The sequence below is a fragment of the Xanthomonas sp. NCPPB 1754 genome, assembly GCF_041475725.2.
Taxonomy (GTDB): Bacteria; Pseudomonadota; Gammaproteobacteria; order Xanthomonadales; family Xanthomonadaceae; genus Xanthomonas; species Xanthomonas euvesicatoria.
Window position 1 is genome coordinate 3,214,564 of the sequence record NZ_CM192982.1, and the last position, 22,316, is coordinate 3,236,879.

The window sequence follows — 22,316 nt, forward strand, 5'->3', positions numbered from 1 at the left end:
CAGACTAAGAGACATGGCACGATCGTCGCGAAGGGATGATGCAGCATCGGTTGCCACCAGGGGCGCGACAAGCGCGTAGTATCGGGGCGAGCCACAAATCTCACTCATGCCTCGATGAATCTGCGCCCTACCCTGTTACCTGCGCTGGGCGTGTTCGCCGCTGCCGCCCGCCACCAGAATTTCGCCCACGCCGCCGAAGAACTGCACCTCACCGCCAGCGCGGTTAGCCACCATGTGCGCAAGCTCGAAGCGCTGCTGGGTGCGACCTTGTTCCAGCGGCTACCGCGTGGCGTCAAACTCACCGCCGAAGGCCGCCAGCTGGCAGATGCGGCCACCGCCGCGCTGGCCGAGATCGCGGCGGTAGCCGGCAACCTGCATCCGCGCGAAGACGCCATTCCACTGCGCGTCACCACGTTGCGCTCGCTGTCGTACTGCTGGTTGTTGCCGCGGCTGCCGCGCTTTTGCCGCGCCTATCCGCATATCCGCATGGACCTGCAATCGGATACGGCCTTTTCGCGTTTCGAAGAAGGCGGCCCGGACCTGGGTATTCGTTATGGCCAAGGCGCCTGGCCCGGACTGACCTCGCATCACCTGATGGACGACGAACTGTTCCCGGTGGCCTCACCGTCGTTGCCGGAAGTGGCTGCCCTGCGCACGCCGGCGCAGATCGCGCAATTACCGCTACTGACCGACATGTCGCCACAGGGGTGGCGCGACTGGTTCCGCGCAGCCCAGGTCCGCGGTACCACCGTGCCGCCGATGCACACCTTCAACGACAGCACCGACGCGATGCGCGCCGCCGTGTATGGCCTGGGCGCGGTGCTGGCGCGCAAGCACATCGCCCAGCCCTACCTGCAGCGTTACGAACTGGTACGCCTGCCCGGCCCCACGCTCAAGGCGCGTTACGCGTACTACATCGTGCACCCCAGCCACCGCGAACTCAGCCCGGCCGCGGCATTGTTCATCGACTGGCTCAAGCGCGAAGCACAGGACGAACGCACCCCGATGCCGGCACTGCCCGCCGAATTGGTGGCGTTGCCGCTGAGCGAAGGCGTGCAGGAGCCGCGTGCAAGGCGGCGTTTGCGTAGCGCATCGGCGGCGGAATGAAGTTGCGCGGGTATCTGGCTGTTTGCGTGAAACATTTCGCTGCCCTTCACGCTACGGAAAAGGTGCTCGGCAGGAGTGGATGAGGGTAAGAGCGAAGGCTAGTGGAGTCCGGTGCACTTGCGGCTTCGGCGCGTACCTTCACCTCAAACCCCCGTTCCGCGCGCTTGCGCACCATCGGTGCGCAAGCGGTAGATCGGCGCCCCGCAGGAAAGTGGCTACCAGCACATCCTGAGCGACACTGCATAAATCGCTTGACAGCCATCCCTATCAAGATCATTAATTAGCTAATTCGTTAATTAGCTAACCCCATCCATGTCCATCGACCGCATCTTCGAAGCCCTGGCTTCCCGGCCACGCCGGGAAATCCTGGCCTACCTGTCCGCGCAGGAACTGACTGCCGGGCAGATCGGCGAACGGTTTTCGATGAGCGCGCCGGCCATTTCGCGCCACCTCTCCGTGCTGTCTGCGGCCGGGTTGGTCAGCAGCGAGCGGCGCGGCCAATTCGTGGTGTATCGGCTGACGCCCGACAACATGGTCAATACGCTCAGCGGCTTCGCATTTGAGGTGTGCCCCAAGGCAGGCCCGCTGCAGCGCGAGTCGCGCAAGCTGGCCAAAAAAACCCGCTGACCCTTCACTCGACTTCTGCTGCAAGGACATGCCATGGACCACCAACGGATCGTCGCAGACGCAAGCTTTCCGCGCGTATCGCTGCCCTCGTACAGCGGCGGCCGCCCGGTCGAGGTGATGCTGATTGCGCAACTGGACCCAGGCGCAGGCGATAGCTTGATCGCGCAGACCGGCGAACGGCAGCGACACCACCCGGCACACCACGATGCCCTGGACGAACCGTCGGCGCAGCTGTCCGCACCGGACTTCGGCCATGACGATCGTGCCTCGCTATTTTCGTTTTCGGTCGGGCCGCAGGGGCATCCATTCCACTGCCATGCCGGCAATCGCGTGTTCACCGCAATCACCGGAAGCGGCGGTGCGCAACTGCGCTTTTCCACCGCCTCGGCGCAGCAATTGCGTCAGGACCCGCGGGCCTTCCTGCAGGCGCTGCGCTACGTGGATCTGCCCGGCGACAGCCTGTTTACGGTGCGCTTCGGCGGCGGAACGTGGCACCGGTTCGTGCCTGCGCAAGGGAACGCGGCACACTCGGCGTTCTTTGCGCTGTCCTGCCATCCGGACGAAGCCGGCGGCGACTTGAGCCCCGAGCAGCAAGCCTTGGTCACCCAGGGCACGGCGACCATTGCCAGCTTGACCGAACTGCTGCCGCCCCCTGTCGCGGCGCTGCTGCAGTCCGATGCCTTTCGTGCGGCGGATGTGCCTACCGTTTCGCTGTCGCTGCACGTCAAACCGCAGAGCTGGCAGCAGCGCGCCTGCAGCCGTGCGCGCCGTTGGAGCGGGCGCATCCGCCAGCTGCCGCCGCGCACCCGCCGCCCCGGATTTGTCGCCACCCGCGTGGCACCGCTACGGATCCGCTCGCTGCACGAATTGCCGGCCGATGCATTGCTGCGCGAGCAGTTGAGCGGACAGGTGCATTTTCAGGACACCCATCAGTTGCGCCTGGACACACGCCAACTGCGCAGCGACAGCCTGCAAGGCCTGATGTGCGACTTGCTGCAGGCATTCGTCGATCAACCGCCGGGCGGCGTGAGCGGTTTGATGCGCCTGCGCAACCTGATGGTCAAGCCATTGGGACTACGTACCTCGCACCTGGGTTGCCCGGTGTCTTCGTTGCTCGACCCGAGCGCAGCGCAACGTTTTGCCGGGCGCTTCCCGGTGCTGGCACAACGCAGCGACGCCGATGGGCAGCACGTGCAGATCGTGCTGGGCGCCGACGACAAACATCTGCGCTTCCGCTCGTCGGTGGCATTGCGCCGGGTCGGCACGCACGAGATCGAGCTGACCATGGCCACCCGGGTGAGCTGCCGCAACGGGTTTGGCCGTGTCTACATGGCCTGTATCCATCATGCGCATCACCAGTACGTCATGCCCACGATGCTGCGCGCCGCAGTAGGCCGCGTGATGCAGTCCGACCCCGTTACCAGCCAGGCATGGCCGGCACGGCCCGCGTGATGTGAGCAGCGCGCCATCACCTCGTTTTGTCCTGGCGATGCCTAGGCTTGATGTCCCCAATCCACAGGACACTCCCATGCCTACCCTCCGCATGCGCATCACCGGCACCGACGACGACGCGCGTGCCATTGCCAACCTGCTGCAAAGCATCGACGGCATCGAGCACGTGGAAGAAGTGGACGATCTGATGCCGCACCTGGACGACGAAGATTCCAGCTCGGCAGGCCTGTCGGACGACGAAGGTCCGGGCAGCCACGAGTTCGAAGTGGAAGCCGGCAACGAGGCCACCGCGCAGAAGGTCCGCGACGCGGTGCAAGAGCTGGCACTGCAGCTGGACGTGTTTGTGGAATACGAAGTGGACGAAGGTTGAGCCGGGCTCAGCCCTACCTGTGGCGACAGTGCTGCGTTGCTGGATCACACGCGACGCCATGACGCGTCCTGCGTCGCTTGGGCATGCCGCTGCGCGCTCAAGCCGCGTGCGACCGAGCGCTGACAGCGCACGCCGCATGCACTGATCGGTCGGATGACCCCGCAGCTGCACGGCAGTCCCGCGCAGCTGCGGTACATCAGGACATCCGGCGCCGACGTACGCGCCAGCGCCACGCCTGCAACAACAACCAGCCGGCGATCAGTGCAACCGCAGCAACCGGCAGTAGCGCTGCCACTGCGCGGATGACGAACGCCACGCTGCTGGAAAATACCTCGCCGAACTCGGCAGCGGCTTGTGCGATCTCGCCCCTGCCCTGCTCGCCACCGGTACTGCGGAAATTGAGCGTCAGCAATTGCGTGCGCACCCGGCGCTGCTGCTGCGCGGCCTGCTGTTGGGTCTGCTGCGCCTCGGCTTCGATCTCGGCCAGCCGCTTGGACAAGGCCAGCAGATCGGTCATCGCCAGATCGCGGCGCTGCTGCAATTCCAGCAGGCGCGCATGCTCTTTTTGCAGCCGCGCCTGTGCCAGGCCGGTGTCGGCGATCTGCTGGGCCAGATCTTCGGCCCGCGTGCTACGCGCGGCGACATCGCCATGCTGGCCGGCCAACTGCACCATGGGTTCGATCCCTTCTGGTGCTAGCCGTACGCTGACGCGCCCACTGGGATCGCGCCCGCCTTCCTGCTCGACCGCCAGCAAGGCGCAGTCGCCGAACTGCGCGTCCTGGCAGGCAGTGCGTATCGCGGCGATGCGCTGGCCGATCTGGTCGGCAGGCAGCTCGATGCGCACATCGTGCTCGTAGGCCAGGGCATTGCCCTGCGCGGCGGGCGGTGCCGGCGCCGCAGCCCCGCCGTCGGCCGCCATCTCCGCGTGATGCTTCGCACACCCGCACAGCGCCCATCCCAGCAGCATGGCCGTGGCATACCGCTGCATGGCACGGCTCATCGGCTGGCTCCGTCGATTGCATGCACCTGCAGCCCGGCAAGATCCAGCGCCGGCAGGCAACGCACATTGACCGCGACGCCCATTTCGCCGGTCTTGGGGTTGAGGCCCTCGCTGAAGGGCGCGATCCCGCACTGCGTGCAATAGTGGTGATCGATGTGCTGCTGATTGAAACGGTAGCTGCCCACAGCTTCCGGCGCGGCCTGAAGCTGCAGCTGCGTGCGCGCGCCGAACCAGAGCAAACCGCCACGGCGGCGACACAGCGAACAGTTGCAGTCGTAGACCTCGGTGATGGGCGCTTCGGTCTGCAGATCGAACGCGATGCGTCCGCAATGACAGCTACCGGCATAGTGCATGTGATCCTCCTTGGAACAGGCCACCGTGCGGGTGGCAAGCATGATGTTGCGTGTACGCGCCGCCTGGGTAGCGAGGCGGCGCCCGGGAACCGGAGTGTACGAGCGATCGCGCCCGCAACGTGCAGCCGTCGTGTTCACCCGGGCGATTGCGCCGCTGCACGGCCGGCAGGATCGGGGCGCTCACCCACACGTGGTGCGCATCTGTCAGGGCACATGGAGGGCGCGCACGATCCGCAGGGTCAGGCGGCACACGCTGGTCCAAGCCTCGGCCGCGCCCGCCTGGCGGTGAGCGCCGTCGATTTATTGGCTGCCCTACACCAATGGCGGATGCGCACGTGGGCGCAGATGCCTATGCTGGCGGTTTGATTCCACCAGGACCTACGATGCGTCAACGCCTGCTTGTCCTCGCCCTGCTCACCGGCCTCAGCGCCTGCCAGCAACAGCCCGAATCACCGCGCGCCGATGCAGCCGCGCCTGCCGCCAGCCAGGCACAGACCCCGGATGCGCGCTTTGCCGCATTATCCAAACAGGCCCTGGACACCTGGATGCAGCTGTCGCCGGTGACCGCCACCCAGACCGGCGACCATCGCTTCGATGCGCAAATCGACGACCTGAGCGCCGGCGGCCGTCAGCGCAGCGTGGATGCGGGCAAGAAGCTGCTGGCCACCCTGGATGCAATCGAGGTGGCCAAGCTTTCGCGCGAGAACCAGGTGGATGCGGCCATCCTGCGCAATCAGCTGCAATCGGAGATCTGGAATACCGAGGTGCTGCAAAGCTGGGCCTGGGACCCGCAGGTCTACAACGGGCTGGCCGGCAGCGCGCTGTACAGCCTGATGGCGCGCGAATTCGCGCCGCTGCCCGAGCGCCTGACCGCGGCCACCCAGCGCATGGAAAAGATCCCGAGCATCTTTGCACAGGCACGCGAGAACCTGGACCCGGCGCGCGTGCCGAAGATCCATGCCGAAACGGTGGCCAAGCAGAACAAGGGCATCCTGAGCATCGTCGACAGCTTCATCGCCCCCAACATCAGCCAGCTTGGCCCGATCGAGGCGGCGCGTGCGCAGGCGGCCATCGACAACCTGCGCAAGGCAGTGGCCGAGCAGCAGACCTGGCTGGACACCGTGCTGGTCCCCAATGCCAAGGGCGACTTCCGCATCGGTGCGGAAAAATACGATCAGAAGCTGAAATTCGCGCTGCTGTCGTCGCTGTCGCGTGCCGACATCAAGCAGCGCGCCGAATCCGAGCTCAAGCGCGTGCGCAGCGACATGTATGGGATTGCACGCACGGTGCTCAAGGACAAGCCCGGCGCTCCCCAGTTGCCCGACTCGCCCACCGACGACCAGCAGCAGGCGGCGATCGAAGCGGCGCTGGAACTGGCGTATGCCGACAAGCCGGCGCGCGACAAGGTGGTGGACGCGGCCAAGGCAGCGCTGGCGCAATCGACCGAGTTCGTGCGCCAGAAGGACTTGATGACGCTGCCCGATTCGCCGGTGGACATCATCCTGATGCCGGAGTTCCAGCGTGGCGTGGCGGTCGCGTATTGCGATTCGCCCGGCCCGCTCGACAAGAATCTCAAGACGTTCTACGCGGTGTCGCCGATTCCCGACGACTGGAACGACAAGCAGGTCGATTCGTTCCTGCGCGAATACAACACCCGCATGATCCAGCTGCTCAGCATCCATGAGGGCACGCCGGGTCACTACCTGGAAGGCTGGCATTCGGCCAAGTTCCCCTCCACGCTGCGCGCGGTGCTGCGCTCGGGCATGTTCGCCGAAGGCTGGGCGGTTTACACCGAGCGCATGATGCAGGAGCAGGGTTACCTGGATAACGACCCGCTGTTCCACCTGGTGCAGCTCAAGTTCTACCTGCGCACCATTGCCAATGCCATTCTCGACCAGGGTGTGCATGTGGACGGATGGGATCGCGACAAGGCGATGCACCTGATGACCCACGACACCTTCCAGCAGGAAAGCGAAGCCTCGGGCAAGTGGGTGCGTGCGCAGCTCTCCTCCGCACAGCTCCCGACCTACTTCGTCGGCGTGCAGGAACATCTGGACACCCGCAAGGCGGTACAGGACAAGCTCGGCGAGACCTTCAACCTGAAGGCCTATCACGACAAGATGCTGTCCTACGGTGCACCGCCGGTACGCTTCGCCCGCGAGCTGATGCTGGATCAACCGATCGAGTGAGCATTTCCCTTCTCCCCGCGGGAGAAGGTGCCCCGCAGGGGCGGATGAGGGTACGGGCGAAGCCTCGCGTGCCTCATAGAGGACGCATTTTCTTGGTGCGAATTCAATCGACCATGAAGCCTTGTGTCATCCAAAACTAGCAAGTGGCTTCGCCCCGGACCCTCACCCCAACCCCTCTCCCGCCGGGAGAGGGGCTTAGGTCGTTGCCAATGTCTATTGGCCAGTTTCCAACCCGCGTTACCCCAGTCGCGTGTCCTTACACGTAGCTTTCCGTCACGCATCCGCAGCAACAAACCCTCCGGTCTGCCGCGCCCAAAGCCGTGCATACAGGCCGCCATGCGCAATCAATTGCGCATGCGTGCCTGTCTCGACGATCTTGCCGGCATCCATCACCACCAGCCGGTCCATGCGTGCGATGGTCGAAAGGCGGTGAGCGATGGCGATCACGGTCTTGTTGCCCATCAGCGCGTCCAGGCTGTCCTGGATGGCGGCCTCCACTTCCGAATCCAGCGCCGAGGTCGCTTCGTCCAGGATCAGGATCGGCGCGTCCTTCAGCAATACCCGCGCAATCGCGATGCGCTGGCGCTGACCGCCGGAGAGCTTGACCCCGCGCTCGCCCACATGCGCATCGAAACCGCGGCGGCCTTCGCCATCGATCAGCGTGTCGATGAAACTGTCGGCGCGTGCCTTGCGCACGGCATCGAGAATCTGCGCCTCGCTGGCCTGCGGCCGCCCATACAGCAGGTTATCGCGGATCGAGCGATGCAACAGCGAGGTGTCCTGGGTGACCAGGCCGATCTGCCCGCGCAGGCTTTCCTGCGTCACGGTTGCGATGTCCTGTCCGTCGATCAGGATGCGGCCCTGCTCCAGGTCGTACAGCCGCAGCAACACGTTGACCAGGGTGGATTTGCCGGCACCGGACGGCCCGACCAGGCCGATCTTCTCGCCGGCACGCACCTGCAGATCCAGCCCGGCGATCACCCCACCGCGCTTGCCGTAATGGAAATGGATGTGCTCGAACTGCACCTGCCCCTGCGTTACCTGCAGCGGCACCGCATCGGCTGCATCCTGCACCTGCACCGGTTGCGAGATGGTCTGCATGCCGTCCTGCACGGTGCCGATGTCCTCGAAGATGCCGTTGACCGTCCACATGATCCAGCCGGACATGTTGTGGATACGGATCACCAGACCGGTGGCCAGGGTGATCGCGCCCACGCTGATCTGGCCGCGGCTCCACAACCACAGCGCCAGCGCGCAGGTCCCCACGATCAAAAAGCCGTTGGCCACTGCGATGGCGGTGTCCATGGCGGTGGTCACCCGGGTCTGCCGGCGGTGTTTCACCGCCAGTTCGTCGATGGCATCGCGCACATACGCCTGTTCGCGGCCGGCATGGGCGAACAACTTGAGCGTGGAAATATTGGTATAGACATCGACGATGCGGCCGGTCGCCTTGGAGCGCGCATCGGAGGCAACCCATGCGCGCGCCTTCATGCGCGGCACGAAAAACGCCATCAGCGCGACGTACACCACCAGCCAGAGCAGCAGCGGCGCCATCAGCCAGGGGTCTGCCTGCGCGAACAGCCACAGGGCACTGCCGGTGTAGACCACGATGTACCACAGCGCATCCACCATCTGCACGGCCGACTCGCGCAGCGAGGTGCCGGTCTGCATCACCCGATTGGCGATGCGCCCGGCAAAATCGTTGTTGAAGAAGCCCAGGCTCTGGCGCACCACGTAGTTGTGCATCAGCCAGCGCGAACGGTTGCTAAGACCCGGCACGATCGCCTGATTGACCAGCAGATTGTGCAGGCCGGTGAAGAACGGCCTTGCCACCAGCGTGATGACCGCCATCCAGATCAGTTCGCCCGCATGCTGCCGGAAGAAGTCCGGCCCAGGCTTGTCGGCAAGCATGTCGACGATGCGGCCGAGGAAGTCGAACATCGCCACTTCCACCAGCGCCAGCAGCAGCCCGGCGATCAAGGTGGCCAGCAGGATCGGCCACAACGGCCGCAGATAATGCAGATAAAAGCGCCACACGCTGCGTGGCGGCATCTCCCGCTCGATGGGCGGGAAGATATCGATCAGAGACTCGAACCAGCGGAACATTGCGCGGACTTCGGAAACACCGGGATCTCAGGCTAGCCGATCGGGCGTCAAGCCGCAGTGGCGCTGGTCGGCACGCGGCTTGATCAGCCCATGCACTGCGTCAACGCCGTCGCCAGGAGAACAAGAGACGAGGTTTGCAGCGCCTTCGCCCATGAGGCGCCACCGCTGTCACTCGCGCACGCGCGCGAGCAGGCGATTGACCTCTGCCAGATCGAAATGCCCAGGTTCCAAGCGCCCACCCAAGCTCGCCAATTCCTGCACATGCTGCGGGTGGTCCGGGTCGGCGATGACGTGCAACAGCGCCTGGTAATCGGCAATGCCGCCACTGCTATTCGGCGGGCAGGCATTGGCACCGTCCACACAGCGCGCCACGCGCAGGCCGGCATCGGCCGGCAAGAGCGCTTCCACTTGCAGCCGATGCTGCCAGCCAGGGCCGGCACCGTAGAAATACTCGAAGCCTTCCAGTTCGCCCACCGCGCTTTCCAGCGTGACACGCCCGGCGTGCTTGAGCCGGGGACGCTCGGGCACATCCAGCCCGGATTCGCCGTAACGCCCGCCGCCGAGGTCGAATTCGTAGGGATGGGCGCCATTCCAGCCCATCACCGGCTGCAATACGCGATGCAAGGTGGCCAGGCGTACTGCGCCCGACACCAGCAGGCGCCGCCAGATCAGCGGCGCACTGCCGATCAATGCCACATGCAGTTGATACACCGGCGCAGGTGCCTGCAGCGCTTGCTGCGCGGATTTCTTTTTTGCCTTGGTCATCATGCGATGCGTGTGCCTGCCTGTTACCAGTATGGCGTGCAAGGCAGGCGAATGCAGACGCTGTCCAGATCGGCGATTGAATCACTGCGCAACCGCCAGGCGGGCGCGGCCGGTGCCCGGGTCGGGATGTAGCACTTGTCCATCCCGCCTCTGAGCGCCCCGTCCACGCCCGCCCGACCGCCACGCGTCACGGCTTGGCGGCCACGCTCAAGCACTGCGGCGCAGGCGCAAACCGAACAGCAGGTCATACAGGATCGGAATCAGGCCCAGCGTCACCAACGTGCCCAACGCCAGCCCACCGATCATGGTGATCGCCATCCCCGTCCACAGCGGGCCTGCAAACAGCATCAGCGGCACCAGGCCGACGATGCAGGTGAGCTTGGTCATGACGATCGGGCGCAGCCGCTTGACCGCGGCCGCCACCACCGCTTCGCGGCGCGGCAGGCCATCGGCAAGTTCGGCTTCGATGCGCTCCAGCAGCAACACCGCGTTGTTGACGATGATGCCGGCCAGCGCCAGCAGGCCGAAGGTCGCCATGAAGCCGAACGGATAGCCGGTCATCACCAGCGCCAGTGCCGCACCGATCAGCACGAACGGCACCGCCGACAGCACGATGAACAACTTGCGGAACGAGTTGAACTGCCACACGAACAGCAGCAGGATCGCGCCCAAGGCATGCGGCATGTAGTGCAGCAGGGCCTGATTGGCTTCGGCCGAATCTTCCAGCTCGCCGCCAATCTCCACGCGGTAGCCGGGCGGCAGCTTGAGCGCGGCAATTGGCGCGGACAGCCGCTCGACGATCTCGGTCGCGGTCAGTTGCGGGTTGCGCGCGGTCACGGTGATCGCACGGCTGAGGTTGCGCCGCTGGATCGCCGACGGCTCGCTGTCGCGCAGCACCGTGGCGACCGCCGCCAACGGTACCGGTGCGCCGCCTGCCTGCGGGTACACCAACGTATCGGCCGGGTTGCCGTTGGCGGCACGCTCGTCGGTGCTGCCGCGCACGACAACCGGCACATCGGTGCCATCGTCGCGGATCAACGTGGCATCCACGCCGCTGTAGCGCCCCTGCAATGCCTGCGCAATGTCCTCGCTGCTGACACCGGCGCGGCGGGCCTTGAGCTGGTCCACCTGCACCACATAGCGCGGAATGCGCGCCTGCCAGTCGTCCTGCACGTCCACGGTGCCCGGCACCGCCCGCAAGGCCCTGGCAATCGCAGCAGCGCTGCTGCGCAGGATCGCCTCGTCCGGACCCACCACGCGATACACCGCCATCCCGGCTTCGGTGGCGCCCAGCGAAAAACGCTTGGGCTCGGCGCGCAGCGCGGGGAAGTGGCTGCGCACATGCGAGCGCACCCGGGCGATCACCGCATCGATGTCGGTCCCCGGCCGCACGCTGACCGTGAAGTAGGCCTGGTTGGCCGCCGGCAGCGGCGGGTTCAGGCCCAGCACGATGCGCGGCCCGCCATCGGCAACATACCCGATGCTGTCCACCACCTCGGGGTTGGCGCGGCGGTCGCCCAACCAGCGGCTGAGTTCACTCACCGTGCGCAGCGTTTGGCGTGCATCGCTGCCCGCCTGCAAGGTCACCGGCATCTGGAACTGCAGGCGGTCGGACTTGGGCAGGAAGTCGTATGGAATGGACACCAGCACGGTGACCGCCACTGCCAGCATCGCCGTCATCGCGCCGATGAACAGCACCTTGTGCTGCAGCACGCGTTCGATCACACGGCGGTAGCCGCGATAGAACCGCGATTCGGCTGCATCGCTGGTCTTGGTGACATGCACCTTGGCGAAGTACATGCACAGCAGCGGCGTCACCGTGATGCTCAGCAACCACGAACCCAGCAGCGTCACGCCAAGCACGGTGGCCAGCGAGCGCAGATATTCATTGGTGCTGGTCTGGCCGAAGAAGAACGGCGAGAACGCCAGCACGATGACCAACGACGAGGTCAGCAAAGGTGTCGCCAACGTCCGGCCCGCATCGATGCAGGCCTGGCGGCGTTCCTCGCCGGCCACCAGGCGGCGCTCGATGTCTTCGGCAATCACGATGCCGTTGTCCACCAACAAGCCCAGCGCAAGAATGATGGCGGCAATGGAGACCGTCTGCAGCTCCACGTTCAGCACACGCATGACGATCAGCGAGGCGAAGATGGTCAACGGCACGATCGCGCCGACGATCAACCCGGTACGCCAGCCCAGAAACAGCATCACCACCGCCATGACGATGACAATGGTCTCGCCCATGACGTGATGCATCTTGCCCATCTCGCGCTCGACCACATCGGCCTGGAAGCTCACCACGTGCTGGGTGAAGCCGACAGGCAGCTCGTGCGCGGTGTCGTCGAGCTTGGCGCGCAGCGCCTTGCCGAAGTCGGCGATATTGGTGCCCGGCTGCATCGAGACCGAGACCACCACCGCCGGCTGGCCCTGGTAAACGGCCGCGCTTTGCGGCGGGTCGGCCGGCATCACCTGCACCTTTGCCAGCTCGCCCAGGGTCACCTCGCGGGCACCGCCCGCAGGTGCGCCCGGCACGCTCAGCAGAACAGCGCGCAACTGCTCTGGCGTGCGGATTTCGCCGGACGTGGCCACGGTCAGCGCCAGCCCCGACACCGCGACCTGCCCACCGGAACCCACCACATTCTGCGCGCGTAACTGCGCCATCACGCTGGACGGCGTCAAGCCGCTCGCCAGCAACCGTGCACGATCAAACGACACATACACCGATTCGTCCTGCAGGCCATACAACTTCACCTGCTCCACGCCGGGCAAGGCGTACAGCTGCTCGCGCATGCGCCGCAACGGGCCGCGCATTTCGCTCATCGAAAAGCCCGGTGCGGTCACCGCGATCGACGCCACCGACACGCGCCCAAAGTCGTCGTCGACAAAGGGACCAAGCGTGCCCGCAGGCAATTGCGCGCCGGCCTCCGCGGCCTTGGCGCGCACCCGCTGCCAGAGCGCCGGCAGATCCTGCACATCGTCATAGGCGGTCAGCTGCACGATCGCGCTGCCCGGATGCACCGTGGTGACGATGCGCTTGATGCCGGCCAGCTCGCGCAAGCGCTCCTCCACCGGACGCGCCAGCAGGTTTTCCACCTGCTCGCTGGGCATGCCGGGATAGGCCACCGACACCAGCGTGTCGCGTACGGTCACCGACGGTTCTTCCTGCGATGGGAAACCGAGAAACGCCACGATGCCGCCGATCAGGATCATCGCTGCGGCAAACAACGTCAGCCGGCTCGAGCGCATCGCCATCTGGGTCAGCTTCATGGCGTGCGACCTCCGCTCAGCTGCGTCTGCGCCTGCAGTGGCGTCACCGGCTGGCCGTTCACCAAGAAGCCCACACCGGCGCTCACCACCTGCTCGCCTGCTCGCAGCCCGCGCAGAATCTGGACGCGCTCGCCGACGATCGTTCCCAGGTCGACCGCGCGTTCGATCACGGCCCGCGTGGCCGGCTGGTAAACGAACACGCTGGCCTGTTGCCGGTTGAGTCGGGGCAATACCGCCGACAACGGCACGCTCGGCGTGGAAGCGGCAGCAGGCGGCAGCGTCAGCATCACGCTGTCGCCGCTGCGCAGCGAAGGCGCAGCGGCGAGCGGTTCCAGCAACGCCTGCACCGTCGTGGCATTGTCCAGGCGGCTGGAAAGACTGCGCAGACGCAGTTCGATCGGCGCGTCGCCCGCATCCACCACACGGGCATGCACGGTTTGCCCCGGCACCAGACCGGCACCGGCAGTTGCCGGCAGCGTGGCGACCAGTTGCACATGGCCCTGCCCCTCCACCTGCAGCACCGCCTGCCCCGCCGCCACATCGGCCTGCGGCTGTTGCAGGCGCGCCACCACGCTGCCATCGAAGGGCGCGCGGAGCTCTCCCAGACGCGTGCCGCGGCGCGCCATGGCCAGGTCGGCCCTGGCCACCTGCAGCTGCGCGGCGGCCGCATCTGCCGCCGCCCGCGCGGCAGTCAAGGTGGCGCTGGAACTGGCACCGTCATCGAACAGTGCCTGTTGCTGGCGCAATTGCAGTTGCCGTTCGCCCGATTGCGCCAGTGCCGCGCGCACGTTGGCATCGGCCTGCTGTTCGCGCAGGCGCAGCGGCTCATCGTCCAGCCGTGCCAGCAGTTGCCCGCGGGTCACCCGGTCGCCGACATCCACCAGCACCGCAGACAGACGGCCTGCCCCTTCGAACCCCAGCTCGGCGCGTTGTTCCTGGCGCACCAGCGCCGGCACCTGCAGTGGGTTATCGCTCCCGTTGCCGAAGCGCTCCAGCTTCACCGCGCGCGGCGTGTCGGTGGCCGGCGCCTCCGGCCCGCTGCATGCGGCCAGTCCCAGCAGCAACGTGCCGCACACCAGGCCGCGATAGAACATCGTCATCATTCGATCCCCCGGGGTATGCCGCTCAGTGGCTGTAGGTCAGTGCGAGGTTGCCGCTGACCACGCTGCGGCGTGCCACCAGCGGGCTGTCTTCGGCGTTGTCCAGGTAGCGCGTTCCGGTGACCCCCAACGTGGTGGCCCAGTGGTCGCCCAACGAGTGCGTCCAACTGCCACCTACCGCGGCGGCATACGCACCGGACCCGGCATTGAAGGCGGCAAAGCGGGTGCGCGCGGCTTGCGCATCGGTGACGCCGAAGTAAGCCTGATTGAAGCGGCGGTCGCCGCCATGCACGTCCAGGTCCAGGGTGACCGTGTCGTTGGCGCTATGCAGCAGGGTGAACTCCATCCCGGCGCGATAGCGGTTGCGGCGCGCAGCATCCTTGAGCGTGAATTCGGCCTCCGCATTGACGTTCATGTAGGGCGTCACTTGCTGCATCACCAGCGTGCGTGCGGTCACCGAGCCAGGCACATCGCCCATGCCGGCCAGCAGGCGCGAGCCCGGCCGCCAGTTGCTGTCGCTTTGCAGCCGGCCCAGGTCGTAATACAACGATTGCGATACGTAGAAGCCGGACTTGCTCTGGAATTGCAGGCCGCCGCCGCGGGAGGTGTCGAAGAACAGGACGCCGCGCTGCACCACCAGCACCGGGTTGAATTGCACGCGCGCGCGCTCGGCACCGGCATACTCCGGCGTAGCAACCGCTGCCGCGCCGGCCGTGATTTCAGTACGGTCTCCCAGCAGGCGCGAACTCCCGGTCAGATCGGTTTGTGCGTGCGCAATGCACGGAATGGCGCTCATGCAGGCAAGCACGCTGGCGCGAACGGCATGGTGGCCACGCAGGCGATTGAAGGACGATAGGTTCATCGAAAGTCTCCGTCGGAAGTCAGGAAGCGGTGGGCAGGCGCACGCCATAGAAGGCTTGAAACAGCGCAATACGGCTCAGCACGCGTTGGCGTGCGGTATCCAGGTAATCGAGTTCGGTCTGAGCGATGCGGGTCCGCTCGGCCAGCAGCGCGCTGCGGTCTTCCAGACCGGCATCCACGCGTTCATGCATTCGAGCAAGACGCAGTTGCTCGCGTTCGACCTGCTCGCGCGAGCGCGGCTCGGCCTGCGACAAGGTGGCGTGCGCGTCGAGCGCGTTGGCGACCTCGCGGAATGCAGACTCGATCGCCTGCTCGTAGGCAATGACATCGGCACGTTTGCGTATTTGCGCCAGGTCCAGGTTGGCGCGATTGCGGCCGCCATCGAACAACGGCAGGTTCAGTTGCGGCATGAAGCTCCATACGCCGTGGCCTGCAGAAAACAGGCCGTTCAATCCGTCGCTGGCCGTGCCCACGCTGCTGCTCAAGGTGATGGATGGAAAAAACGCCGCGCGCGCCGCGCCGATGTCGGCATTGGCCGCGCGCAATTCCAGCTCGGCCTGCTGGATGTCCGGGCGTTGCAGCAACAGCGACGAATCCAGGGCGCGCCACGCACTGGCAGGCGTATCAGCGGCGATCAGACCCTGCAGGTCGCCGGGTACCGGAGTGCTGTCGTAGCCGGCCAGCAACTGCAGCGCACGCAGCGCCGCAGCGTGGTTGTCGTTGCCCTGCAGGGCCGCCACATGGGCTTGGTCGGCCTGTCGCTGCTGCGCATCGCGCTCGTCGCGCGCAATCAGCCCTACCTGATATTGCCGCTCGGCGATGGCAAGCAGCGCAGCGCTGTCGGCATCCAGCGATTGCAGCTGCTGCAGCGCCTGCGCGGTGGTGCGCTCGGCGGTGTAGGCACGCAGCACCTCTGCAATCAGGGCGCCACGCGCCGCGTCGCGGCCATAGGCGCTGGCCAGGTAGCGCTGGCGTGCGGCCTCGGACATCGCCTGCAGCTTGCCGAAAAAGTCCACTTCGAAATTGCCGATTCCCGCATTGGCAATCACCAGATCCTGCTGGTACCGCGCATCCAGCGTCGGGTTGTCGAAATGTTGCCGCAGCTGCTGCGCGCCGACGGCGAGCGTCGGCAGGCGCGACGCCCGCGCAATGCCGTACTGTGCACGCGCCTGTTCTACCTGCAATGCCGCACGGCGGAAATCGCCGTTGTGCGCCAAGGCACGTTCGACCAGGGGCCGCAGGTCGCGGTCTGGCGCGAAGGCCTGCAGAAACGCGCGCTCTTGCTCGTTCAGAGTGACGGCGGCGGCCGCATCGGCGTCGGGCTGGCCGGATGCCGGCGCCGATGCCGCCTGCGGGCTGCCGAACGTGGCCGGCACGCCGACTACCGGGCGCTGGTAGGCCGGCGTCAGCGAGCAGCCAACCGACAGCACCGCAGTGGCGGCAACCAGGCACACGCAGGACCAACGATGCGGAATAATTTGTGGAATCATGATGTCGGAGCACAGAGCCAATCTCGACCGACATCCTCGACCCGCAGCGTCCAGGTTGTTTTCGGGAATTATCCAGATTTGATCGAGACGACAGGGCAACACGCCATGACAGGCAAAAAGGTTCTGCTGGTGGAAGACGACAGCGATAGCGCCAGCATTCTGGAGGCCTATCTACGCCGCGACGGCTTCGATGTGGCGGTGGCCGGCGATGGCGAACGCGCCATCCAGCTCCACCGGCAATGGGCACCGGATCTGGTGCTGCTGGACGTGATGCTGCCCAAGCTCAGCGGCATCGAGGTGCTGTCGACGATCCGCCGCGCCGGCGACACGCCGGTGATCATGGTCACCGCCATTGGCGACGAGCCGGAAAAGCTCGGCGCCCTGCGCTACGGCGCCGACGATTACGTGGTCAAGCCATACAGCCCCAAGGAGGTGGTGGCGCGTGTGCATGCGGTGCTACGCCGGAGCGTGGCAGTGCGCGCGCCGGGCGAGCCATTGCAGCACGGTCGGCTGAGCGTGGATCCGGCCGCCGTGGTCGCCAGCGTGCAACACGAAAACGGAGACAGCGTGGCGCTGGATCTGACGCCGACCGAATTCAATCTGCTCGCGCTGCTGCTCAAGACCCCATTCAAGGCCTTTACGCGCAGCGAACTGCTCGACGCCTGCCTGCCCGACAGCGATGCATTGGAACGGGTGGTGGATTCGCACATCCACAACCTGCGCCGCAAACTCCAAGTGCATGGCATCACCGGTGTCCTTGTCACCGTGCGTGCAGTGGGGTATCGCTTTCAATGAAGGTGCTGCGGCGGTTTCATGCCTGGCGCAACCAGGCGCCCCTGTGGTGGTGGGTGGGACTGCGCATGAGCGCGCTGGCGGTGGTGACCATGATGGTCATCGCGTTCGGCATGTGGTGCTATTTCAATCTGCGCTACAGCCTGATCCTGAGCAACGTGCCGGCCGAGCCGCGTGCCGAGATCTCCCAGCTGATCGAGCAGCCCCGGGCCAACCAGGCGCGCCTGTGGGAGCTGTTCCAGCGCTATTACGACATCGAAAATTTCCTGCCCGGGCTGGCCAATCCGGACTGGTGGATGCTGGGCGCCATGATGACCATCTCGGTCCCGGTCATCCTGTTCTGCGGCCTGCTCGCGTCGCGGCCGCTGTCGCGGCAATTTTCGCAGGTGGCGTTCGCCGCGCACCGGGTCAGCGATGGCGATTTCGGCGCACGCGCGCAAGTGGTGCGCGGCGCGCCGGACGAGCTCACCGCCCTGGCCGACGACTTCAATACGATGAGCGGCAGGCTGCAGCAATACGAGCGCGAATTACGCGACTCCAGCGCGATGCTGGCGCATGAACTGCGCACCCCGCTCAATGCCGCGATGGGACGCGTGCAAGGCATGCTGGATGACGTCTTCCCGCGCGAACCGGAGCAACTGCGGCTGGTGCATCGCCAGCTGGAGCAGATCAATCGCCTGATCGGCGACCTGCACCTGGTGTCGCTGGCGCGTGCCGGCCAGCTGGTGCTGGAGCCGGAAAGCGTCGAGCTGCGGGAGCTCGTCGCCGAGCGCATCGAGTGGGCAGGCCCGGCGCTGCGCGAGGCGCAGATGACCATTCACTACCCCACGGCTCCGGCGCTGCGCCTGCATGCCGACCGGCACCGGCTGGGCCAGGTGCTGTCGATCCTGATCGATAACGCGTTGCGCTACGCCGCAGCCGGCAAGTTGCTGGAAATCGAGGTGCGCCGCGACGGCAACAGCGTGCAGCTCACCGTCGGCGACCGCGGTCCCGGCGTGGCGCCTGCGCAACTGCCGCACTTGCTGGACCGCTTCTGGCGCGCCGACAGCTCGCGCGCGCGGCATTCCGGCGGCAGCGGCCTGGGCCTGGCGATCGCCTCGGCCATCTGCCAGGCGCACGATGGCCAACTGGTCGTCAGCAACCGCCCCGGCGGTGGCCTGCTGGCCAGCGTGCAGTTGCCGCTGGGGCGTTGACGCAAGGCCCGGCCGCACACGCCGCCAGTGCACTGCCCGCACCTGCGGGCAGTCGCGCGCCGATCACCGCGACTGCAGGCTCGGCACCGCGTCGCTCACATTGGCGTGGCGGCGCATGATCCAGTTGAACAACGGCGTGGCCATCAGCGTGGACAGGATCGCCATCAGCACCAGCACCGAGAACAGGCCCTGTTCGATCACACCCGCCTGCAAGCCGATATTGATGATGATCAGCTCCATCAGCCCGCGTGCATTCATCAGCGAACCGATCGCCATCGCGTCGCGGTTGTTCTCGCCGGTCGCACGCGCCGCGGCCCAGCAGGCCACGCCCTTGCCGATGAACGACGCGGCCAGGATCGCCACGCCCGCCAGCATGATCTGCGGCTGCAGCAATACGCTGAGCTGGGTTTTCAAGCCCGAATAGGTGAAGAACATCGGCAGCAGCAACACCACGACGAACGGCTGCATCATCTCGCGCAGCTTCTCGGTCAGAGCGCCCCTGGGCAGGCAGACACCGAGCAGGAAACCGCCGAACACCGCGTGGATGCCGATCGCATCCATCGCCCAGGCGCTGATGCAGAACAGGATCAGCACCACCGCCAGGACACTGTTGCTCAGCGGCTGGCCGGGCACCACATGATCGGCCAGCCGCTTGAGCAGATGCCGGCCGACGAAAATCATGAAGACCGCATAGCCGATGCCGCCGCCGATGGCCAGGTAGGCACTGCCCCAACTGCCGCCGAAACTGGCCAGCACCACGGCCAAAATGCACCACGCTGCGGCATCGTCGAACGCGCCAGCGGTCAGCGCCAAGGTGCCCAAGGGGCTATTGGTCAGACCGCGTTCGTGGATGATGCGCGCCAGCATCGGGAAGGCGGTGATCGCAATGGCCGCGCCCAGGAACAGCGACGCTTCGGCCAGCTTGGCCTTTTCCGAAAACAGGCCCTGCACGTTGATCAACCATGGGCACATGGCAAATGCCAGCAGGAACGGCACCGCAATGCCCGCCATCGACACGCTCATGGCACTGCGATAGCGCGCGCGAAAGTGGTCGCCGCGGAAATCGGTTCCGACCAAGAACATGTACAGGCCCACGCCGAACTGCGCGAACACATACAGCACGTCCATGGTCTGCTTGGGGAACAGGGCCGCCTGCGCGCCCGGCGCCAGCAAGCCGAACAACGAGGGCCCCAGCATCACGCCGGCAATCATTTCGCCCACCACCTGCGGTTGCCCGAGGCGCTTGGCCAGCATGCCGACCAGCCGGCACACCAACAAAATCGCGGCAGCCTGCAAAAAGAAATACACCGACATCTGCGGAGTGGTCATGCGTGCGGCGACATCCCTGAAAAGTGCGCAGATCGTAACTGGACCTGCCGCACTTCGGTAGCGTGCGGCGGCCGATGGCGATCTGAGCCACCTGCGCGCTTGGGCCCGCCAGGCGCAGCGCGCAGGTCATCCGCGCGTGCCTGCATCATTTGCCCACAGCGGTCTGCGTCGGCACCGGCGTCAGCACCAGGTCCTGGAAATCGAAGCTGAAATCGGTCAGCGGCGAAATCGGCTCCATACGCATCTCGCGCACCGTGCCGTCCGGGGTCAGCGCAAAATTGACGAAGGCATCGGCATTCAAGGAGCGGTCGTCCCAGCGCACGATGAAGCTGTCGTGTTGCCAATGCTCCAGCGTGCCCACCAACTGAGCGGTCCTGGCGAACTGCAGGCGCAGCCGCTTGCCGTCCTGGACGATCACCACATCGCCATACCAGGGGTCGCGATAGGTGGCCGCGTAACTGCGCAGCGGCAACGACGGCGTGGACCGCGCCGCGCGCGCGTCCTGGTGCTTCTTCCAACTTGCGTCCGCCTCGCTGTCGGCCTTCTCCACCAGCTTGGCGTACGCGGCGGTCCAATCGGTGGACGGCACCTGCAAGAAGGCATCCAGCACCTGGAAGGTCACGGCGTTGAACGCAGCGCCCACCTCCTGATTGGTCAACACCACCACGCCCAGCTTCTGATCCGGCAGCAGCGTCAGGCGCGACACCATGCCGGGCCAGCCGCCGGTGTGCCAGACCAGGCGATGGCCGCGGTAATCGCTCAGGCTCCAGCCCTCACCGTAGCCGGCGAAGTTCGGCCGCGCCGCGGCAAGCTCGGGCACCTGCACCTCGCCGATCGGGATCGGCGTGATCATCGACCACATTTCCTGCTGGCGCTTGGCGCTGAACAGGGGTTTGCCATCGGGCAGGATGCCGCCGGCCAGTTGCACGTTCATCCACAGCGCCATGTCGTGCACGCTGGAATAGATGCCGCCGGCACCGGAGTTGTTGGACCAGGTCAGCGGCGCCACCGTGCGCAGCTCGGTGAAGTCGTACTTGGCATGCCCGACTGCCGCGTGATCGCCGGGCTGCAGATGGTCGGCGTTGAAGCGCGTGCCGCGCATGCCCACCGGGTCGAAGATACGTTGCTGCAGAAATGCCGCGTAACTCTGCCCGGAGACCTGCTCGATCACCTTCTGAGCGACTGCGTACAGGATGTTGTCGTACGCATAGCGGTCGCGAAAACCGCCCTTCAGCGGCACCTTGGCCAGGCGCTGCACGACCTCTTCGGTGGTGTAGCTGGTGCTGGGCCAGAACAATAAATCGCCTGCACCCAGGCTCAGGCCGCTGCGGTGCGCCAGCAGATCGCGGATGCGCATTTGCCCGCTCACATACGGATCGGACATGCGGAACCACGGCAGATGGTCGATGACCTTGTCATCGAGCGAGAGCTTGCCTTCATCGGCCAGGATCGACAGCGACGCGGCAGTGAACGCCTTGGTACTGGAGGCAATCGCAAACAACGTGTCGGCCTGCACGGGCGCAGGCTTGCTGGTCTCGCGCACGCCGTAGCCGCGCTCCAGCACCACCTGGCCGTCCTTGACGATGGCCACCGCAATACCGGGCACGTCGAACTGTTTGCGCACGCGTTCCATCTGCGCATCGAACTGCTGCATGCCGGCGGGAAGTTCGGCCGCGTGCGTTGTCGTCACCAAGCTTGCCACCATCAGCACGCCCCCACTCAGCCATCGGTTCAAGGTCACTGCATCACCTTCAGGTTGTTGGTCAGATCGATCCGCCGGCGCCATCCAGCGCCAACGGTTGCGGCGCCACCAGCACGCCATTGGCATCGGCGTACAGCCAGTGGCCCGGAACGAAGGGCACGCCGGCAAAATTCACCGGCACATCCACATCGCCCAGATCGCGTCGCTCGGTGCGGCGCGGGCAAGCCGCCAGCGCCAGCACCCCCAGCGGCAACGTGGCAAGAATCTCGACATCGCGCACGCAGCCGTGGATCAGCACGCCGGCCCAGCCGTTCGCCACCGCATTGGCCGCGATCTGGTCGCCCAGCAGCGCATGCTTGAGCGAGCCCTGCCCGTCCACCACCAGCACGCGGCCGTCGCCCGGCATGGCGGCCAGCTCGCGCACCCGCGAGTTGTCTTCGAAACAGCGCACCGTGACCATGGGCCCGGCGAATGCCGTGCGCCCGCCGAAGTGGCGGAACAGCGGTTCGGCGATCGTCACGTCGGGGTAGCGGTCACACAGATCAGGCGTGGTCCAGGTCATCGGGGCGATCTCGCGCGGCAGAGCTGGCATGGTAGCCGGCTGTGGCCGCGC

The 22,316-nt window shown here is 66.0% G+C and carries 18 protein-coding genes; 7 read left to right on the plus strand and 11 right to left on the minus strand.

Annotated features, from left to right (window positions below):
* Window positions 1-114 precede the first annotated feature (114 nt).
* From ACCQ15_RS14065 to ACCQ15_RS14080, 4 genes are all read left to right on the plus strand, one after another.
* Window positions 115-1,107 carry a LysR substrate-binding domain-containing protein gene (locus ACCQ15_RS14065; protein WP_011348013.1) on the plus strand — a complete coding sequence of 331 codons (993 nt, stop codon included), beginning with the start codon at window positions 115-117 and terminating at the stop codon, window positions 1,105-1,107.
* A gap of 312 nt (window positions 1,108-1,419) precedes the next feature.
* Window positions 1,420-1,734, plus strand: a complete 315-nt coding sequence (locus ACCQ15_RS14070; RefSeq protein WP_011348014.1) for a metalloregulator ArsR/SmtB family transcription factor — start codon at window positions 1,420-1,422, stop codon at window positions 1,732-1,734.
* A 117-nt stretch (window positions 1,735-1,851) separates the two neighbouring features.
* Entirely contained in the window at window positions 1,852-3,186 is a 1,335-nt protein-coding gene (locus tag ACCQ15_RS14075; protein ID WP_240993263.1) for a DUF2867 domain-containing protein, read from the plus strand.
* 76 nt (window positions 3,187-3,262) lie between these two features.
* Complete coding sequence (locus ACCQ15_RS14080) at window positions 3,263-3,556, plus strand: hypothetical protein (protein WP_005912915.1); 294 nt, start codon at window positions 3,263-3,265, stop codon at window positions 3,554-3,556.
* Between the two features lie 196 nt (window positions 3,557-3,752).
* Here ACCQ15_RS14080 and ACCQ15_RS14085 read toward each other — a convergent pair whose 3' ends face one another.
* On the minus strand, window positions 3,753-4,556 hold the full coding sequence (locus ACCQ15_RS14085; RefSeq protein WP_372380700.1) for a DUF4349 domain-containing protein: 804 nt from the start codon (window positions 4,554-4,556) through the stop codon (window positions 3,753-3,755).
* Window positions 4,553-4,951, minus strand: coding sequence for a GFA family protein (locus tag ACCQ15_RS14090; protein ID WP_082429798.1), 399 nt, complete (start codon window positions 4,949-4,951; stop codon window positions 4,553-4,555). Before ACCQ15_RS14090 ends, ACCQ15_RS14085 begins: the two co-directional genes overlap by 4 nt.
* 341 nt (window positions 4,952-5,292) lie before the next feature.
* On the opposite strand from ACCQ15_RS14090, the gene ACCQ15_RS14095 reads away from it, so the two are divergent.
* Entirely contained in the window at window positions 5,293-7,098 is a 1,806-nt protein-coding gene (locus tag ACCQ15_RS14095) for a DUF885 domain-containing protein (RefSeq protein ID WP_055026736.1), read from the plus strand.
* Window positions 7,099-7,371: 273 nt separating this feature from the next.
* Here the strand turns inward: ACCQ15_RS14095 and ACCQ15_RS14100 are convergent, their stop codons facing one another.
* From ACCQ15_RS14100 to ACCQ15_RS14125, 6 genes are all read right to left on the minus strand, one after another.
* The gene (locus ACCQ15_RS14100) at window positions 7,372-9,204 is read right to left on the minus strand and encodes an ABC transporter ATP-binding protein (RefSeq protein ID WP_372380701.1); all 1,833 of its coding nucleotides are present in this window, start codon (window positions 9,202-9,204) and stop codon (window positions 7,372-7,374) included.
* Between the two features lie 168 nt (window positions 9,205-9,372).
* Window positions 9,373-9,972 (minus strand): plasmid pRiA4b ORF-3 family protein, encoded by a 600-nt coding sequence (locus tag ACCQ15_RS14105; protein ID WP_008578182.1) that lies wholly within the window; start codon window positions 9,970-9,972, stop codon window positions 9,373-9,375.
* A 204-nt stretch (window positions 9,973-10,176) separates the two neighbouring features.
* A complete protein-coding gene (locus ACCQ15_RS14110; protein WP_372380702.1) occupies window positions 10,177-13,236 on the minus strand; it encodes an efflux RND transporter permease subunit in 3,060 nt (1,019 codons plus the stop codon).
* On the minus strand, window positions 13,233-14,339 hold the full coding sequence (locus tag ACCQ15_RS14115) for an efflux RND transporter periplasmic adaptor subunit (RefSeq protein WP_372380703.1): 1,107 nt from the start codon (window positions 14,337-14,339) through the stop codon (window positions 13,233-13,235). Before ACCQ15_RS14115 ends, ACCQ15_RS14110 begins: the two co-directional genes overlap by 4 nt.
* Before the next feature lie 22 nt (window positions 14,340-14,361).
* Window positions 14,362-15,198 carry a MipA/OmpV family protein gene (locus tag ACCQ15_RS14120; RefSeq protein ID WP_372380704.1) on the minus strand — a complete coding sequence of 279 codons (837 nt, stop codon included), beginning with the start codon at window positions 15,196-15,198 and terminating at the stop codon, window positions 14,362-14,364.
* 19 nt (window positions 15,199-15,217) lie between these two features.
* The gene (locus tag ACCQ15_RS14125; RefSeq protein ID WP_372381565.1) at window positions 15,218-16,687 is read right to left on the minus strand and encodes an efflux transporter outer membrane subunit; all 1,470 of its coding nucleotides are present in this window, start codon (window positions 16,685-16,687) and stop codon (window positions 15,218-15,220) included.
* Between the two features lie 105 nt (window positions 16,688-16,792).
* Here ACCQ15_RS14125 and ACCQ15_RS14130 point away from each other — a divergent pair, with 105 nt between their 5' ends.
* Window positions 16,793-17,482 carry a response regulator gene (locus ACCQ15_RS14130; protein WP_372380705.1) on the plus strand — a complete coding sequence of 230 codons (690 nt, stop codon included), beginning with the start codon at window positions 16,793-16,795 and terminating at the stop codon, window positions 17,480-17,482.
* Window positions 17,479-18,672, plus strand: coding sequence for a sensor histidine kinase (locus ACCQ15_RS14135; protein ID WP_008573491.1), 1,194 nt, complete (start codon window positions 17,479-17,481; stop codon window positions 18,670-18,672). Before ACCQ15_RS14130 ends, ACCQ15_RS14135 begins: the two co-directional genes overlap by 4 nt.
* A 63-nt stretch (window positions 18,673-18,735) precedes the next feature.
* Here the strand turns inward: ACCQ15_RS14135 and ACCQ15_RS14140 are convergent, their stop codons facing one another.
* From ACCQ15_RS14140 to rraA, 3 genes are all read right to left on the minus strand, one after another.
* Entirely contained in the window at window positions 18,736-20,001 is a 1,266-nt protein-coding gene (locus ACCQ15_RS14140; RefSeq protein ID WP_008573493.1) for a cation:proton antiporter, read from the minus strand.
* Between the two features lie 145 nt (window positions 20,002-20,146).
* Entirely contained in the window at window positions 20,147-21,742 is a 1,596-nt protein-coding gene (locus ACCQ15_RS14145; RefSeq protein WP_496561797.1) for a serine hydrolase, read from the minus strand.
* Window positions 21,743-21,764: 22 nt separating this feature from the next.
* Window positions 21,765-22,265, minus strand: coding sequence for a ribonuclease E activity regulator RraA (gene rraA, locus ACCQ15_RS14150; protein ID WP_071118636.1), 501 nt, complete (start codon window positions 22,263-22,265; stop codon window positions 21,765-21,767).
* Window positions 22,266-22,316: the final 51 nt, after the last annotated feature.

Bases quoted from the DNA above. Each gene is read 5' to 3' on its own strand.
- ACCQ15_RS14065 (WP_011348013.1), top strand. From the start codon at position 115: ATGAATCTGCGCCCTACCCTGTTACCTGCGCTGGGCGTGTTCGCCGCT.
- ACCQ15_RS14070 (WP_011348014.1), top strand. From the start codon at position 1,420: ATGTCCATCGACCGCATCTTCGAAGCCCTGGCTTCCCGGCCACGCCGG.
- ACCQ15_RS14075 (WP_240993263.1), top strand. From the start codon at position 1,852: ATGCTGATTGCGCAACTGGACCCAGGCGCAGGCGATAGCTTGATCGCG.
- ACCQ15_RS14080 (WP_005912915.1), top strand. From the start codon at position 3,263: ATGCCTACCCTCCGCATGCGCATCACCGGCACCGACGACGACGCGCGT.
- ACCQ15_RS14085 (WP_372380700.1), bottom strand. From the start codon at position 4,556: ATGAGCCGTGCCATGCAGCGGTATGCCACGGCCATGCTGCTGGGATGG.
- ACCQ15_RS14090 (WP_082429798.1), bottom strand. From the start codon at position 4,951: ATGCTTGCCACCCGCACGGTGGCCTGTTCCAAGGAGGATCACATGCAC.
- ACCQ15_RS14095 (WP_055026736.1), top strand. From the start codon at position 5,293: ATGCGTCAACGCCTGCTTGTCCTCGCCCTGCTCACCGGCCTCAGCGCC.
- ACCQ15_RS14100 (WP_372380701.1), bottom strand. From the start codon at position 9,204: ATGTTCCGCTGGTTCGAGTCTCTGATCGATATCTTCCCGCCCATCGAG.
- ACCQ15_RS14105 (WP_008578182.1), bottom strand. From the start codon at position 9,972: ATGATGACCAAGGCAAAAAAGAAATCCGCGCAGCAAGCGCTGCAGGCA.
- ACCQ15_RS14110 (WP_372380702.1), bottom strand. From the start codon at position 13,236: ATGAAGCTGACCCAGATGGCGATGCGCTCGAGCCGGCTGACGTTGTTT.
- ACCQ15_RS14115 (WP_372380703.1), bottom strand. From the start codon at position 14,339: ATGATGACGATGTTCTATCGCGGCCTGGTGTGCGGCACGTTGCTGCTG.
- ACCQ15_RS14120 (WP_372380704.1), bottom strand. From the start codon at position 15,198: ATGAACCTATCGTCCTTCAATCGCCTGCGTGGCCACCATGCCGTTCGC.
- ACCQ15_RS14125 (WP_372381565.1), bottom strand. From the start codon at position 16,687: ATGATTCCACAAATTATTCCGCATCGTTGGTCCTGCGTGTGCCTGGTT.
- ACCQ15_RS14130 (WP_372380705.1), top strand. From the start codon at position 16,793: ATGACAGGCAAAAAGGTTCTGCTGGTGGAAGACGACAGCGATAGCGCC.
- ACCQ15_RS14135 (WP_008573491.1), top strand. From the start codon at position 17,479: ATGAAGGTGCTGCGGCGGTTTCATGCCTGGCGCAACCAGGCGCCCCTG.
- ACCQ15_RS14140 (WP_008573493.1), bottom strand. From the start codon at position 20,001: ATGACCACTCCGCAGATGTCGGTGTATTTCTTTTTGCAGGCTGCCGCG.
- rraA (WP_071118636.1), bottom strand. From the start codon at position 22,265: ATGACCTGGACCACGCCTGATCTGTGTGACCGCTACCCCGACGTGACG.